General features: G+C 57.7%; 12 protein-coding genes. 10 read left to right on the top strand and 2 right to left on the bottom strand.

Translation table 11 applies throughout. The features are described 5' to 3' along the window. Window positions 1-224 precede the first annotated feature (224 nt). Window positions 225-2,993, top strand: coding sequence for a pyruvate, phosphate dikinase (gene ppdK / locus HMPREF1631_RS04405; RefSeq protein WP_369794731.1), 2,769 nt, complete (start codon window positions 225-227; stop codon window positions 2,991-2,993). A 141-nt stretch (window positions 2,994-3,134) separates the two neighbouring features. Here ppdK and HMPREF1631_RS04400 read toward each other — a convergent pair whose 3' ends face one another. After that, the gene (locus HMPREF1631_RS04400; protein WP_156956231.1) at window positions 3,135-4,199 is read right to left on the bottom strand and encodes an alpha/beta hydrolase; all 1,065 of its coding nucleotides are present in this window, start codon (window positions 4,197-4,199) and stop codon (window positions 3,135-3,137) included. Window positions 4,200-4,383: 184 nt separating this feature from the next. On the opposite strand from HMPREF1631_RS04400, the gene HMPREF1631_RS04395 reads away from it, so the two are divergent. Further along, complete coding sequence (locus HMPREF1631_RS04395; RefSeq protein WP_052047083.1) at window positions 4,384-5,682, top strand: NlpC/P60 family protein; 1,299 nt, start codon at window positions 4,384-4,386, stop codon at window positions 5,680-5,682. Window positions 5,683-5,797: 115 nt separating this feature from the next. On the opposite strand, the gene HMPREF1631_RS04390 is transcribed toward HMPREF1631_RS04395, so the two are convergent. Beyond that, the gene (locus HMPREF1631_RS04390) at window positions 5,798-6,298 is read right to left on the bottom strand and encodes an inorganic diphosphatase (protein ID WP_034232921.1); all 501 of its coding nucleotides are present in this window, start codon (window positions 6,296-6,298) and stop codon (window positions 5,798-5,800) included. Between the two features lie 200 nt (window positions 6,299-6,498). Between HMPREF1631_RS04390 and dacB the strand changes: the two genes are divergently transcribed. From dacB to HMPREF1631_RS04350, 8 genes are read left to right on the top strand one after another with little or no spacing between them, the layout of a single operon-like run. Then, window positions 6,499-7,866, top strand: a complete 1,368-nt coding sequence (gene dacB, locus HMPREF1631_RS04385) for a D-alanyl-D-alanine carboxypeptidase/D-alanyl-D-alanine-endopeptidase (protein WP_034232919.1) — start codon at window positions 6,499-6,501, stop codon at window positions 7,864-7,866. Beyond that, on the top strand, window positions 7,866-8,948 hold the full coding sequence (gene tilS / locus HMPREF1631_RS04380; RefSeq protein WP_052047082.1) for a tRNA lysidine(34) synthetase TilS: 1,083 nt from the start codon (window positions 7,866-7,868) through the stop codon (window positions 8,946-8,948). The genes dacB and tilS overlap by 1 nt, the downstream gene beginning before the upstream one ends. Then, entirely contained in the window at window positions 8,926-9,480 is a 555-nt protein-coding gene (hpt, locus tag HMPREF1631_RS04375; protein ID WP_034232918.1) for a hypoxanthine phosphoribosyltransferase, read from the top strand. The genes tilS and hpt overlap by 23 nt, the downstream gene beginning before the upstream one ends. 1 nt (window position 9,481) lies before the next feature. Further along, window positions 9,482-11,626, top strand: coding sequence for an ATP-dependent zinc metalloprotease FtsH (ftsH, locus tag HMPREF1631_RS04370; protein ID WP_369794730.1), 2,145 nt, complete (start codon window positions 9,482-9,484; stop codon window positions 11,624-11,626). Window positions 11,627-11,632: 6 nt separating this feature from the next. After that, a complete protein-coding gene (folE, locus tag HMPREF1631_RS04365) occupies window positions 11,633-12,235 on the top strand; it encodes a GTP cyclohydrolase I FolE (protein ID WP_052047080.1) in 603 nt (200 codons plus the stop codon). Window positions 12,236-12,240: 5 nt separating this feature from the next. Continuing rightward, window positions 12,241-13,035, top strand: a complete 795-nt coding sequence (gene folP / locus HMPREF1631_RS04360; protein ID WP_232215429.1) for a dihydropteroate synthase — start codon at window positions 12,241-12,243, stop codon at window positions 13,033-13,035. Beyond that, window positions 13,035-14,021 carry a 2-amino-4-hydroxy-6-hydroxymethyldihydropteridine diphosphokinase gene (folK, locus tag HMPREF1631_RS04355; RefSeq protein ID WP_052047078.1) on the top strand — a complete coding sequence of 329 codons (987 nt, stop codon included), beginning with the start codon at window positions 13,035-13,037 and terminating at the stop codon, window positions 14,019-14,021. The genes folP and folK overlap by 1 nt, the downstream gene beginning before the upstream one ends. A 12-nt stretch (window positions 14,022-14,033) precedes the next feature. After that, the gene (locus tag HMPREF1631_RS04350; RefSeq protein ID WP_034232914.1) at window positions 14,034-14,543 is read left to right on the top strand and encodes a DUF3180 domain-containing protein; all 510 of its coding nucleotides are present in this window, start codon (window positions 14,034-14,036) and stop codon (window positions 14,541-14,543) included. Window positions 14,544-14,568 lie beyond the last annotated feature (25 nt).

Raw genomic sequence — 14,568 nt, 5'->3', positions numbered from 1 at the left:
TGCGCGGCCGGGTGTATGCCCGGCCGCGTTTCGCATACTGAGACGGAAGCGGGCTTCCGGGGGACTTCCTTCCCCCGTAAAAACGCTGTTTTTGCGCTGTTCACCGTGCGAAACACAGAGATTGCGTTTGACAAAAGTCCTAATTATATTTTAGGCCTTTGCCGGAGTAAAATGGAGACGAATGTTAATAATCCGAAAACGGCGGGGCCGTTTTCCACGGCCCAATGAAGGGGATAAAACAGATGACGAAGAAGTACGTTTACGGCTTCAGCGAAGGCAATAAAGACCAGAAGGACCTCCTTGGCGGAAAGGGGGCGAATCTTGCGGAGATGACAAATCTGGGTCTTCCCGTTCCGCCCGGATTCACGATTACCACCGAGGCCTGCCGGGCATATTTGGGCCAGGGGGAGACTCCCGAAACGCTTGATGTGGAAGTAACGGCGGCAATCCGCATGGTGGAAACGGAGATGGGGAAGAAGCTGGGAAATCCTGCCGATCCACTGCTGATGTCGGTGCGTTCCGGAGCAAAGTTTTCCATGCCGGGCATGATGGAAACAGTGCTTAACATCGGTCTGAACGACGATTCCGTACACGGTTTGGCAAAGCAGTCCGGCAATGAGCGTTTTGCGTGGGATTCCTACCGCCGCCTGATTCAGATGTTCGGCAAAACCGTGATGGACATCGACGGGGATCTGTTTGCCGACGCGCTGCACGGGCTGCAGAAGCGTAAGGGTTATGCCGGCGATTTGGATATGACCACGCAAGACCTGCAGCAGCTCGTGGTGGAATATAAAGAAATCGTGAAGACCGCAACCGGCGTTGATTTCCCCCAGGAACCGCGTAAGCAGCTTGATATGGCCGTGGAGGCCGTGTTCCGCTCCTGGAATACGGACCGTGCGCGTCTTTACCGCCGCCGCGAGCACATTCCGAATTCTTTGGGTACTGCGGTTAATGTGCAGACAATGGTCTTTGGCAATATGGGCGAAGGCTCCGGTACGGGTGTCTGCTTCACCCGCGATCCTTCCACCGGCCATTCCGGCGTCTACGGGGATTACCTGGAGAACGCGCAGGGCGAAGACGTGGTTTCCGGAATCCGCAACACCCTTTCGCTTGCCGATCTGGAAAAGATTGACAAGAAGTCCTACGACGAGCTGCGCGCAATTATGGACAAGCTGGAAGTGCACTATCGCGATATGTGCGATATCGAATTTACGATCCAGCGCGGAAAGCTGTGGATGCTGCAGACCCGTGTGGGCAAGCGTACCGCTTCCGCGGCATTCAGAATTGCCGACCAGCTTGTGGCAGAGCGTCTGATTACGCGCGATGAAGCCGTTACGCGTGTGACGGGCGACCAGCTGACTTCGCTTCTGTTCCCGCAGTTCGACCGGAAAGCGGAAAAGAAACTGATTACGAAGGGCATGCCGGCTTCCCCGGGTGCGGCCGTGGGTGAAATCGTGCTGAACAACAGCCAGGCCGTGGAGCGTACGCAGGCGGGCGCATCCGTGATTTTGGTCCGCAGCGAGACAAACCCGGATGATCTGCAGGGCATGGTTGTGGCCTCCGGTGTGCTTACGGCCCGCGGCGGAAAGACATCGCATGCGGCAGTGGTCGCGCGTGGAATGGGACGCTGCTGCGTAGTGGGCGTGGACGATCTGGTGGTTGACGAAGAAGCCGGAACCGTGTACGTGAAGTCGCAGGATACCACCTATCACGCGGGAGACACGATCGCGATCGACGGTTCCACGGGTGAAGTGTTTGAAGGAAAGGTGCCCGTAACCGATTCCCCCGTAAAGACGTATATCGCAAAGGGTCTGGAAGCGGGTCTGGAAGCCGCCGGTGACGACGACACAAGAGAACTGGTTGAGGCAGTGGACCACATCATGACGCGTGCCGACGATAAGCGGGAGCTTGTTGTGCGGGCAAACGCCGATACACCGGAGGATGCGCGCAGGGCGCGTGAGTTCGGTGCGCAGGGCATCGGTCTGTGCCGGACGGAGCATATGTTCCTCGGAGACCGCAGAAAGCTGATTGAGCAGGTCATTTTGGCGAAAGACAAGTCGGAGCAGGAAGAGGCGTTCAAGGCTCTGGTGCCGCTGCAGGAAGGTGATTTCGTCGGTATTTTTGACGCGATGGACGGCATGACGGTTACGGTCCGTCTGATTGATCCTCCGCTGCATGAGTTCCTGCCCAACCTGACCGATCTGTCCGTGCAGCTGGCTGTGAAGGAAGCCAAGGGCGAGAAGGTAACCGCCGAGGAAACCGAGCTGCTGCAGAAGGTACGTCAGATGCATGAGCAGAATCCGATGCTTGGTCTGCGCGGCGTGCGTCTGGGACTGAAGCTGCCGGGTCTGATCAAACTGCAGGTGCGTGCGATCGCAAATGCGGCGGCAAAGCTGAAGAAGCAGGGCAGGGATCCGCGTCCGGAGATTATGGTTCCTCTGATCGGCTCCGTGCGTGAAATGCAGATTGTGCGCGATATGGCACTTGAGATTATTTCGGAGGTTTCCGCCGAAACCGGTGTGGAGCTGGATATCCCGATCGGAAATATGATCGAGCTGCCGCGCGCGGCCGTGACGGCGGACCACATTGCCCCGGAGTCGGACTTCTTCTCCTTCGGCACGAACGATCTGACCCAGACCACCTGGGGCTTCTCGCGTGACGATGTTGAATCCTCCTTCTTCGACGAGTATTTTGACTATTCCGTGTTCGGCACTTCGCCTTTTGAATCGATCGACACGCACGGTGTGGGTGCAATGGTTCAGATGGGCACGGAGCGCGGACGCAAAGCGAATCCGAATATTCATGTGGGTGTGTGCGGTGAGCACGGCGGCGACCCGGCTTCGATTCACTTCTTTGCCGAGATCGGGTTGGATTACGTATCCTGCTCGCCGTTCCGTGTGCCCGTGGCACGCCTGGAAGCGGGCAGAGCGGCTATTTCAAATGAGTCCGAGCTTGCTCTGGAGCGCGGCGCAGAACGCAATACCACTGCGTAATATGTAAGATCTGCTTTTCGCGGGGGCGGTGCTTTCGGGCACCGCCCCCGATTCGTATCCGCGCCTGGCGACCGGGTTTATTTACCCGCGGCGGCGCTTTTGGGTAGGGAAAGCTGCTTTGCGTGCGCGCAAAACGCTGTTCTACAAAACGGATTTAAGCCAGCATTCCACCGCGCGGTAGGCCCGCATCCTGGAACTGCGGCGGGAAAACATAACGTCGTGGACGGCATTGGGGATTTTGTGCAGAGTGACGCAATTTCCCAAATTGGGGATCAGCTGCCAGACCTGTTCCACGTTTATTACGCTGTCTGTGCGCAGCAGATCCTCCGACCACTGTTTCGCGCAGGATGAGCGGGAAGAAGTGAGCATTAAAATCGGCACATCGATGTTAAGACCGGCGGAGATCCGTGCGTGTCCGGCAAGGATCGCCGCGGCCCATCCGGCGCGGACGGGAAAACTCGGGAAATGACGGAATTTGGGATTTGGGTTCCAGCCTGTTGTGAAAAAAGGATCCGTTTCGGGGCTGTCTTCGTCTGTGGGATAGAATTCGTTCAGGTGGTTTCCCGTCAGCGTTTTATGGTAAAAACCGTTGTCCGTTGTGGGAATTATCCGGCGGGGATCGATTTTTGCAAGAAGTTTCATGGCCGGAATCATCATTTTCTCGGCAGGTTTGTTTGATTTGTGTTCTATCCACGGGGAGTTCAGGAGCAGGGCGCGGATTTCCCCGGGGTGTCTGTCCGCCCAGAGGGAGGCCGTCAGTCCGCCTGTGGAATGGCCGTAGAGGATGATCGGCGTATCGCATCCCATCTCGTCGCGTATTGTGTGCAGGCCGAATTGGATATCGCTGTCGTAGCCGTCGAGATCCGAGGTGTATCCCCACATCTGCCCCGCAAGCCGGGAACGTCCGTAACGGGAGAGATCCAGGGCATAGACAGCGCCGCCGAGGGCGGAGATTTGGCGGGCAAATTCCTTTTGGTAGAAATAATCGTTCCATCCGTGTATGAGCAGAAGGGCGAAACGCGCACCACCGGCCGGAAGCGGCGCGGGGAAATGCGGGTCGTTTTGCGGCTCGTGTTTAATCAGGGTGGCAACTTTTACTCCCGCGTCGTCGGCGGGGAGGCGCTGCTGTGTGCAGACGAAACCCGGTCCGAGAATGTCCGGGATCCAATTGCGGATTTGCGTATTCATGGCTATATTCTGCCTCATTTTTATTCTTTTTAATATGCTTTTGCGGATTCTATCTTGAAAATAATGTTAAATTTGAAAAATTCGTGATGAATGATACTTGTGGTATTTTAGAGATTTTTGTTCAATAGGTTTCATTTGTGACAGAAATAAGGTAATGTCAAGAATATCGACGGCGAGTCGCGTGGTATTCGTAAGGAGTGAAATGAAGCGCACAAAGATCGGACTAGCGGCGGCAGTATGTGCCGTGGCGCTGGCAGTTTCGGGGAATTCGATTGTAAATGCGGATCCTGATCCAAATCCCGCCTCGCAGTCCGTAGCTCAGATTGAGAAAGAAATTTCGCAGCTTGCGCAGCGCAGCACACAGTTGGCAGAAGACAGTACTGCGGCTCAGGAAGAAGAGTTTTCCGCACACGCAAAGATGCTGAAATCGATTGACGACGCAATTGCGGCACAGGAAGAATCCGATAAGGCGCAAAAGGAAGTAGCTGCGGCAAAAGCGGATCTGACACAGGTTGTCCAGGTTATTTACAAAGACAGCGCCGGTAAGATTCCGCAGGCATATCTGCTTTTGAGTGCCGAAGACATGCGTGAGGCCATGCACCGGTTCCATGCATTCGACTCCGTGGCGCAGAATTTCGACGCGAAAGTGACACGTCTGAAAGTAGCCAAGAAAAAAGCCGACCGTCTGAAGCATGCGGCTCAGAACGAAGCCGAAAAGCAGGGCGAACTGGCAAAAAAGGCTGAAGATGCGGCGCGGGAAGTAAAAGAGACCTCCGATGCCGCCGCCCGCCAGCTGCAGGACGCACAGACCCGCCGCGAGCAGCTCGTTACGGAGCTTGCGCGCAAGAAGCAGACCGATTTGGCTGCCGAACGCGCCCGCGCCGAGCAGGCAGAGGCAGCCCGCAGGGCGCGCGTAGAGCAGTGGGCGGCGCAGAGACTGAGTGCCGCCCGGGAAAATTCCGCGCAGATTATGGCAGATACGCCGGCTCCCGCACCGCAGCGTCCCGCACGCACCAATCCTTCCGATGCGGCGCGCCGGGCTGCGGCACAGGCTGCCGCGCAGGCCGAGGCAAGACGTCAGGCTGCGGCACAGGCTGCCGCGGCACGTCAGGCAGCGGCGCGTCAGGCTGCGGCACAGGCCGCCGCAGACAGAAAGTCTTCTTTGGGCGAAAAGATTGTTTCCTACGCAAAAGGATTCTCCGGCGTGCCCTATGTGTGGGGCGGATCCGGCCCGGACGGCTGGGACTGCTCGGGATTCGTCAGCTACGTATTCCGGCACTTCGGCATTTCCCTGCCGCACAGCAGCGGTGCCATCTACAGCGCCTACAGCTCCAAAATCGTGCCCGCTTCGCAGGCCAGGCCGGGAGACGTAATGTGGTGGCCCGGACACGTGGGGATTTATGTGGGCGGAAACAGACATGTTGCCGCAAACAGCCCGGCACTCGGTACGGGAGTTGTGCCCAATTGGGGCAGCCCTGTTTACCTGCGGATTGCAGGGTAGGCAGATTGGCACCCGGCCGTAAAACAGAATAAAAGAGCAAAATTGGGAGGGCAGCCCGCATGGGCTGCCCTCCCAAAATCAAAAAAACAACCGGAAAACCGCCGACGGCGGGCCGTCAGTGCCGGTCGTAATACCCGGTTTCCTCCGCGCGGCGGTAGGAACGCAGGATTTCGTCTTCCGCCTCTTTTCTGCCGACCCAGTGCGCGCCCTCCACGGACTTGCCCGGCTCAAGATCCTTATACACTTCAAAGAAATGCTGAATTTCCAGCCGGTGGAACTCCGATACGTCCTCTATCTCCGTACGCCATGACGCGCGCTGGTCGCCGGCTGCCACACACAGGACTTTGTCGTCTCCGCCGGCTTCGTCGGACATCCGAAACATTCCCAGTGCACGGCAGCGGATTACGCATCCCGGAAAGGTTGGTTCTTCGAGAAGTACGAGAGCATCCAGCGGATCGCCGTCTTCGCCGAGCGTTCCGTCGATGAATCCGTAGTCATCCGGGTAACGGGTGGACGTAAAAAGCATCCGGTCGAGCCGAATCCGACCCGTTTTATGGTCGAGTTCGTATTTGTTTCGATTTCCTTTGGGGATTTCGATAGTGACATCGAACTCCATTTTTTGCTCCTTAGTGTATAAAAACCGACAGTTTCTACTTTATCCGGAATACGTGGTTCACAACAACTGTGCACCTTTGGATTGCGGTCGTGATTTCCTACTGTCAGTTTACATTGTATTCTGTTAATAGGAGAACCGAATGTGCGGACGCTGCTGCACGTTGGAATAAAAGACGGAAAACGAGATGGGAAAATTTGCACGTGCGGAAAATTAAGGCTGCGATTTCCGCTCTGGCCGTTGCTGCCTGCGGATATATCTTCGCCGATGCCTGGGATTTGGTGCCCGGATTTCTGACGATGACACCGGCTGCGGGAAAAGGCGTTTATCTGTGGCAGCCCCGGGGAAAGACCGTGTCCGTGAAGCTGCCCGGGCAGACATCTTCCGCGCCGCTGCCCAATCCGCGTGCGGTTTCCCGGGCGCTCTCCGAACTGGAGACGGACAGCCGGGTTACGGGAACGGTTTCTGCCCTGATACAGGATGCGGATACGGGCAAAGAACTGGGCGCGCTGCGTGCGGACCGGCTTTCCACGCCGGCGTCTTCCATGAAACTCCTCACCTCCGTGGCGTTTCTGGGCGCCTACGGCCCGAATACGACTTTTTCCACAAAAGCGAAGCTGCTGAAGGGGAAACTGTATCTCGTTGCCGGAGGGGATATTCTCCTCAGCAGTGACAAAGGCAGCGCGCAGGCGGTAACCGGCCGCGGCGGCCTGGGAGATCTGGCCCGGGCGGCGGCAAAAGAGCTGCGGAAACAAAAACTTGGCGAAGTTTCCGTGGCTCTGGATACGTCGCTTTACGGCGGTCCGGCCTATCACCCTTCATGGGAAGAATGGGGTCGGAAATATGCGCTGGAGGCCACCCCGATTTCGGCAGACCATTTTCTGGGGCTTGCCGCAAAACCCACTCCGGGCAGTGCGGGGCGCGCGCTGGAGGAATTCGCTGCCCGGCTGCGGGAAGCGGGAATAACCGTCAGCCGGACGGAGAGGGAAAAAGCACCCGCCGGGGCACGGGAAATTGCTTCCGTGCATTCTCCCACGGTGCGCGAAACAGTGCGCCTGATGATGCTTAATTCCGACAACTCCCTTGCCGAAGAAGCCGCGCATATGGTGGGTCTGAAAGTACAGGGAAAGGCCGATTTCCAAAACGGGGCCCTGGGAGTGAGAAAACAGCTGGAAAAAATGGGAATCGATGTCTCTGCGGCGAAAATATACGACGGTTCCGGACTTTCGCAGGACAATAAAATCACGCCGAGAATACTGACCCGGATTTTGGCCAAGGTGCGCGGATGCGGAGGCTGCGACTATTCGTCCCTTCCGGCCGCACTCCCGGTGGCGGGTTATGACGGTACGCTCGAAAAGCGTTTTACGCAGACTTTTCTCGCCGGGCGGGTAAGGGCAAAAACAGGATCGCTGGGAGAAGTATCGGCGCTCGCCGGGTTCATGTACACGAAGGCGGGCCGTCCGCTTATTTTCGCGGTTATCGTGGACGGCACGCAGCCTGGATCCGCGTGGCAGGCGCGCGGGGCAATCGACAGTGCGCTGGAGAAAATAGCCGAAGGGGAGGCCGGCTGATGGCAGGTCCGCATCCCCTGGTATCACAGGCGCGTCATGCCCTGGCGCGCAGTTTTTCGTCTCTGCCCGTGGGAAGTACCGTGCTTTTGGCGGTTTCGGGCGGCGCGGATTCCATGTCTCTGGCGGCATCTGCGGTGTTTTCCGCCCGGGATCGGGCAATACAGGTACATTCGCTGACGGTGGATCACTCAATACGCCCCGAATCGGGGGAGGAAGCGCGGCGCGTGGCGGAAAATCTGCGGAAGCTGGGATGCCGTGCGCATACGGAAAAAATCAGTCTTCCTTCCCGTGCCGATTCCGCGGCCGGCCCGGAGGGAGAGGCGCGCAATTACCGTTACCTGGCTTTGGCGCGGTGGGCACGGAAACTCGGTACCCCGCGCAGCCCGGCGACGGTGTTTCTCGGGCACAATGCGAACGACCAGGCAGAAACCGTGCTTTTGGGGCTGGGCAGAGGATCGGGTGCCCGTTCCATTGCCGGGATGAGGGAGCGCGGACCGCTGCCTGTATGCGAAGACGTTCCGATGTGCCGTCCGCTGCTGGGCTTTTCCGCCGCAGATCTGCGCACGGTCTGCGAATGTCTGCGTCTGGAATTTTTTGACGATCCGACGAATGAGCTGGAAAGCGAATGGAAAACCGCCGCCGGAAAACCGCTGCGCCGGGCATCGGTCAGGCATCGGGTGATCCCGCTGCTGGAAGAGATCCTGGACGCGGGAGTTGTCGCGGCGTTGGGACGGACGGCAAAAATGCTGCGCGACGATGACGACGCCCTTTCGCTGATTGCCGCAGAGGCATACGCGGAGGTAACTCTGCCCGCCGCGGATGCGCAGGTGCTGGACTGCGCAAAACTGGCAAAATATCCCCGGGCCGTCCGCACACGTGTGATCCGCAGCGCAATTTTGGCCTGTGGCGGACGCGGCGGCGAATTGGTTTACTGGCATCTGAGCGAACTTGATAGACTGGTGACGGATCACGTCAATAAACGCGGGATTGATCTTCCGGGTGTGAAAGCCCGGCGGGAAAATAATTTACTCGAATTGCGGAGAAACAGCGGAGAGACAGATGGAACTGAAAGACACCGGTGAAGATATCGCGCGGGTTCTGTACACAAAAGATGATATAGACCGCCGTCTGGCGCTTATGGGCGCGCAAATCTCGCGCGACTATGCGGGTAAAGACTTATTGCTGGTCGGGGTGCTGAAGGGGGCCATTATGGTGATGGCCGATCTGTCCAGAAAAATCTCCGTCCCCTTAAAAATGGATTGGATGGCCGTCTCCTCCTACGGGGCGTCAACCAAATCCTCGGGTGTGGTCAGAATCCTGAAAGATTTAAACGAAGACGTAAAAGACAAAAATGTGCTGATTGTGGAGGATATCCTGGATTCCGGGCTCACGCTGACCTGGCTGAAAAGCAATTTGGAGGCGCGCGGGGCGGCATCGGTGCGGATTGCGGCCATGCTGCGCAAGCCGGAAGCCGTAAAAGCCGATATTGTGCCGGAATACATCGGCTACGACATCCCCAACGAATTTGTGGTCGGATACGGGCTGGATTATGCCGAGCATTATCGGCATCTCGATTTCATCGGCACACTTGCTCCCCATGTTTACGGAGGATAAATTGAGCAAAGACAGTCCGCAGCAGAGCCCGAAAAACGAAAAAAAAGACAATAACCGCGAAGTCCTGGAAGAGTATAACCGCAAAGGCAACCGCGGCGGAAAGAAGCTGCGCCTAAAACCGCACGGACCGGAATCCGGGCATAAAAAAGACAAAAAAGAACAGAAAAGTTTCCGCCGGAAAATAATTTCGGTGCTGGTGTTTCTGGTGTGCCTTGTGCTGGGCGCCGTATGGTTTCTCAATCCGTTCGGATTTACCGCGGTGAAGACCTCTGAGGGCAGGGAAATTTTAAAGACGCAGAAAATTGAACGCGTGCAGGTCACCGACGGCGTGCAGGAAGTGCGGATCTGGCTGAAAAACGACTATACTCCCACGGATCTGGAGGGAAACAGGCAGACAGCCACAAAGAAAGTGCAGTTCCAGTATATTCTGCCCGAGTCGGCCGAGATTTCACGGCTTGTGCAGAAAGCCAAAGCCGAGCAGGGATATAATTCGGTTGTTCCCCAGCAGTCGTTTATCGGGTCAATGGTGAGCCTGCTGCTGCCGATGGTGCTGATGGTCGCCGCGTTTGCCTGGATCTTCCCGCGGATACAAAGCGGTATGACGGCGTTCGGAAAAGTGAAACACGACGGAATGGAATCGGATCTGCCCGACGTCACATTTGCGGATGTGGCGGGGGTTGACGAAGCCGTGGAAGAACTGCGCGAAATAAAAGAATTTATCGAAACTCCCGACAAATTCTACAAAATGGGCGCGAAAATTCCCAAGGGCGTGCTTTTGTACGGCCCTCCGGGGACGGGAAAGACCCTGCTGGCCAAGGCCGTGGCCGGCGAGGCAGGCGTGCCGTTTTTCCATATTTCCGCTTCCGAGTTTGTGGAGATGTTTGTGGGCGTGGGTGCTTCGCGTGTGCGCGATCTGTTTGAAAAAGCGAAAAAGAGTGCGCCGGCTATCATTTTCGTAGACGAAATCGATGCCGTGGGCAGAAACCGCGGTTCCGGTATCGGCGGCGGAAACGACGAACGCGAACAGACGCTGAACCAGCTTCTCGTGGAGATGGACGGCTTCGACGAGCGGACAAACGTAATCGTAATAGCCGCAACCAACCGTCCCGATGTTCTGGATTCGGCACTTTTGCGTCCCGGGCGTTTCGACAGGCAGATCGGCGTGGATGCCCCCGATCTGCCCGGCAGGGTAAAAATACTGGAAGTGCACGTAAAGAACAAGCCTTTGCATAAAGATGTTTCTCTGGAAAGCATCGCCCGCCGCACGCCCGGTTTTTCGGGTGCGGATTTGGCAAACCTGCTCAACGAGGCGGCACTGCTCGCCGCCCGCCGCGGACACGGGACGATAGACGAAAACGATGTGGATGAGGCGATCGACCGCGTAATTGCCGGTCCGCAGCGGCGCACGCGCGTAATGAACGCAAAAGAAAAGCGGATGACCGCATACCACGAGGGAGGCCACGCGGTTGCCGCCGCCGCGCTGAACCATACCGATCCGGTGACCAAGGTTACGATTCTTCCCCGGGGAAGGGCGCTCGGATATACGATGGTCATGCCGACGGAAGACAAATACTCCACATCGCGAAACGAACTTCTGGACCGCCTTGTCTATTCGATGGGCGGGCGGATCGCGGAGGAGATTGTTTTTCACGATCCTTCCACGGGTGCGTCCAACGACATTCAGAAAGCAACGGATATAGCCCGCAAAATGGTCACCGAATACGGAATGAGTGCCCGGGTGGGCGCGGTGCGTCTGACAACGGACGAATCCGATCCGATGACGCGCCTGGGAGGCGGTGCGCAGCGCGAGTATTCCGAGGAAACTGCAAAAGCGGTCGATGCCGAAGTTTCCATGCTGCTTGACACGGCAAACCAGGAGGCGTGGCAGATACTGAACGAAAACCGCGAAGTGCTTGACGAGCTGGCAAAGCGGCTGTTGGAAAAGGAAACCGTGCTGGAAAAAGAGCTGGCGGAAATTTTCGCGCCGGTTCGGAAAGCCCCGCCGCGCCGGCAGTGGCTGTCTTCGCCTTCGCGCCCGGTATCAGATCTGCCTCCCGTGCCGCTGCCGGAAGATACGCAGAACTGCTATCCCGGCTCCGGAGCGTGCGCAGACAAACCGGATTCTCCGCACGCAGAGGATAAGTGAGGCAATATGGGCGCACAGGCAAAACAGACGCACTGTGGTATCTACGATGCCGACGGAGTGGAAAAAGCAGTTTATGACCTGCTCGTGGCCATCGGTGAGGATCCGGGGCGCGAAGGACTGCGCGGGACGCCTTTGCGTATCGCGCGTTCATACCGCGAGATTTTTTCCGGCCTGCAAAGCGATCCGGCACAGGTTTTGCAGACCACATTCGACATCAACCATCAGGAACTGATCGTTGTGCGCGACATCGCGCTGTATTCGATGTGTGAGCATCATCTGCTGCCGTTTTTCGGTGTGGCACATATCGGATACATTCCCTGCGAAGAAGGGAAAGTTACGGGCCTGTCGAAGCTGGCACGGCTGGTGGAAGGATACGCCCGCCGTCCGCAGGTGCAGGAACGGCTCACGGGCCAGGTGGCGGAGGCGCTTTCGCAGGTGCTTGCCGCCCGGGGAGTGATCGTGGTGATTGAAGCCGAGCATATGTGTATGACGATGCGCGGCGTGCGCAAACCCGCCTCGCGCACGGTGACGTCGGCCGTGAGGGGAATTTTGCATGATTCGGCTGCACGTGCGGAGGCAATGAGTTTGATTATGGCGGCAAAACGATGAAAATAATGGGGATTGTAAATGTGACGCCGGATTCTTTTTCCGACGGCGGGATGTGGGATACTCCCGAGAAAGCCGTTGCGCACGGGCGCTCGCTGCTCTGCCTGGGAGCAGACGTGCTGGATATCGGAGGCGAATCCACGCGCCCGGGAGCACGGAGTCTGGATTCGGCAACCGAATGGGACAGAATTGCTCCGGTGGTCACGGATCTCGCCCGGGAAGGCTGCGTGTCGGTCGATACGTACCATGCCCGGACTGCGGAGCTGGCCGTGCGGGCGGGAGCGAAGATCGTGAACGACGTAACCGGCGGGAAAGGCGATCCGGAAATGTTTGCCGCCGTTGCCGATTTGGGATGTGAGTACATTCTACAGCACGGACGCGGCAATGCCCGGACGATGAACAGTCTCAGCAATTACGAATCCGGTGTGGCGCAGACCGTTCTTGCGGAGCTGCTGCGGGCGCGGGACAGGGCAGTTGCGGCAGGAATCGATGCCCAAAAAATTATTCTGGATCCCGGACTGGGATTTGCCAAATTGGGAGATCAGGACTGGGAACTGCTGCGGCACACGGAAATGTTTGTGAATACCGGGCACAGGGTGCTGATCGGCCAGTCGCGCAAGCGCTTCCTGCAGGCGGTGTGCGGAGCGGAAAGTTCTTTCCCGCAGCGGGACACCGCTACGGCGGTTATAAGCGCGTTTCTCTCCGGCATGGGGGTGTGGGCCGTGCGCGTGCATAATGTGCAGGCCAGTGCGCAGGCCGTGGCGACGGCGGAGAAGCTGGGCAAAACACGGGAGACGCGATAATGAAAACAGACAAAATCAGCGTGCGGGGCATAACCGCCTACGGTACGCACGGCGTGCTGGATTTTGAACACCACAAACCGCAGAAATTCAGCGTGGACGTTTCCTATTATCTGTGCACGGAAGAGGCAATCGCCGCAGACGACATTAAAAAAACCGTTTCCTATGCGGATGTGGCTGCCGCGGCGGTGGCGCGGATTGAGGGACCCCACCTGAATCTGATCGAAACTTTGGCGGATCTGATTGCGCAAGATGTTTTGGATTTGGGCGTGCGCTGCGCAAAAGTAACGGTGCATAAACCCCGGGCGCCGCTGCCTCAGGATTTCGACGATGTGAAAGTAAGCGTTTTCCGCGAAGGACAGCTGCTCACCGACGGTCCCTACCGGGTTGTAATCGCGCTGGGAGGCAATCTGGGCGATCCGGAATCCGCAGTATGGGAAGCGATGGGGAAAATTGCCTGCACGGTTTTGTACGATGCGGAGTGCTCGAGTCTTTACCGCAGCGCGCCGGTTCTTGCTCCCGGGCAGGACCCGCAGCCGGATTATATAAATGCGGTGATCGTGGGCAGATATCTGCATTCGCCTCTGGAACTGCTGCAGGAGCTGCACGAGATAGAAAACGAATACGGGCGTGTGCGCGCCGGACACTGGGGTGCGCGGACATTGGATTTGGACATCGTTGAGATTGAGGGCATGACATCGCAGGATCCGGAACTGATTCTTCCCCATCCGTATGCCCATCTGCGCCGTTTTGTGCTCGATCCGTGGGCGGAAATAGTGCCGAATGCCAGGCTGAAAGACCGTGCCCTTACCGATTGGATACGGGAAATTCCGGGCGGAGCGCCGCAAATCGTGAGCAAGCGCCCCGATCCGTTCAACGATTTTGATTTCGCCTCGGGAAAATACTCCTGCGATACTTCCGCCGACGGCGGCGCGGACGAAAGCGGCGAAGAGGACGGGAACGGCTTTCCTTTCCCCCGTTTTGACTGAGGAGGGCCTTTAATGGGATCCCGATTTTCCGACCCGCCCGCCCCGGCACAGACCACTTCCCTTCGGCTGCTGGCTGCCGTGGGAGCATCCGCTGCCGTGTGTGCCTTTCTGATTGCGGATATTTTTCTCCGCGGCGGTACGCCCGTGTTTGTGATTCCTTTCTTTGCGTTTTCGGTGCCTGCGGCAATCGCCGTTTTCGTTTTCGTGCAGGGAATGCGGGTGCGTGCATACAAACAGGGGAAAAAATCCGTGGACGCGCTGGGAGCTGCCCGGATTTGGGTTCTTTCGCTGGCCGCATCGCGAACGGGGATATTTTTGTCCGGCGGTGCGGCAGGTGTGGCCGTGTCTTATTTTATCCGTTCCGATGCCCCGTTCCCGGCGGCGCAGTGCGTTAATTTTGTCTGTTTCGCGCTCGCCGCATTTGTTTTGGCGGCAGCGGGAGTGACCGTTGAACATTGGTGTGCGGTTTCGGATTCCGCCGACGGCTCCGGCTCCTGCCCGCCGCCGGGCGCGCACGCCTGATTTCGCTGGGTTTTGGCATCTGCTT

The organism is Arcanobacterium sp. S3PF19 (genome assembly GCF_000758825.1).
In the GTDB taxonomy this organism is placed as follows: Bacteria; Actinomycetota; Actinomycetes; order Actinomycetales; family Actinomycetaceae; genus Arcanobacterium_A.
This window is presented reverse-complemented; position numbering and strand designations above follow the sequence as displayed.